The 1,512-nt window shown below is 51.5% G+C and carries 1 rRNA gene (only partly in view); it reads left to right on the forward strand.

The window, feature by feature from the left end:
- Nucleotides 1-1,512: ribosomal RNA gene (locus ACMZ42_RS26845) — 23S ribosomal RNA — on the forward strand (its annotated part continues 1,465 nt past the right edge of the window); the annotation flags it as partial.

Consider the following 1,512-nt stretch of genomic DNA (forward strand, 5'->3'; position numbering starts at 1 on the left):
GAAGGACGGCACTAACACCGATATGCTTCGGGGAGCTGTAAGTGAGCTTTGATCCGGAGATTTCCGAATGGGGGAACCCACTACGTTTAATCGCGTAGTATCTTGACGTGAATACATAGCGTCTTGAAGGCAGACCCAGGGAACTGAAACATCTAAGTACCTGGAGGAAGAGAAAGAAAAATCGATTCCCTGAGTAGCGGCGAGCGAAACGGGAAGAGCCCAAACCAAGAGGCTTGCCTCTTGGGGTTGTAGGACACTCTATACGGAGTTACAAAAGAGCGAGTTAGATGAAGCGACTTGGAAAGGTCCGCCAGAGCAGGTAAAAGCCCTGTAGTCGAAAGTTCGTTCTCTCCTGAGTGGATCCTGAGTACGGCGGAACACGTGAAATTCCGTCGGAATCCGGGAGGACCATCTCCCAAGGCTAAATACTACCTAGTGACCGATAGTGAACCAGTACCGTGAGGGAAAGGTGAAAAGCACCCCGGAAGGGGAGTGAAAGAGATCCTGAAACCGTGTGCCTACAAGTAGTTAGAGCCCGTTAATGGGTGATAGCGTGCCTTTTGTAGAATGAACCGGCGAGTTACGATTACGTGCGAGGTTAAGCTTTAGAAGGCGGAGCCGCAGCGAAAGCGAGTCTGAATAGGGCGAATTAGTACGTGGTCGTAGACCCGAAACCAGGTGATCTACCCATGTCCAGGGTGAAGGTGAGGTAACACTTACTGGAGGCCCGAACCCACGCACGTTGAAAAGTGCGGGGATGAGGTGTGGGTAGCGGAGAAATTCCAATCGAACTTGGAGATAGCTGGTTCTCTCCGAAATAGCTTTAGGGCTAGCCTCGTGATGAGAATACTGGAGGTAGAGCACTGTTTGGACTAGGGGGCCATCCCGGTTTACCGAATTCAGACAAACTCCGAATGCCAGATATTTATACACGGGAGTCAGACTGCGAGTGATAAGATCCGTAGTCAAAAGGGAAACAGCCCAGACCACCAGCTAAGGTCCCAAAGTAATCGTTAAGTGGAAAAGGATGTGGCGTTGCACAGACAACCAGGATGTTGGCTTAGAAGCAGCCATCATTTAAAGAGTGCGTAATAGCTCACTGGTCGAGTGACGCTGCGCCGAAAATGTATCGGGGCTAAACGATTCACCGAAGCTGTGGATTGACATCTACGATGTCAGTGGTAGGAGAGCGTTCTAAGTGCGTTGAAGTCAGACCGGAAGGACTGGTGGAGCGCTTAGAAGTGAGAATGCCGGTATGAGTAGCGAAAGACGGGTGAGAATCCCGTCCACCGTATGACTAAGGTTTCCTGAGGAAGGCTCGTCCGCTCAGGGTTAGTCGGGACCTAAGCCGAGGCCGATAGGCGTAGGCGATGGACAACAGGTTGATATTCCTGTACCACCTCCTCACCGTTTGAGAAATGGGGGGACGCAGTAGGATAGGGTAAGCGCGCTGTTGGATATGCGCGTCCAAGCAGTAAGGCGTGTGTGTAGGCAAATCCGCACACTGTACGT

The organism is Lysinibacillus sp. NPDC056185 (assembly GCF_047737915.1).
Classification (GTDB): Bacteria; Bacillota; Bacilli; order Bacillales_A; family Planococcaceae; genus Lysinibacillus.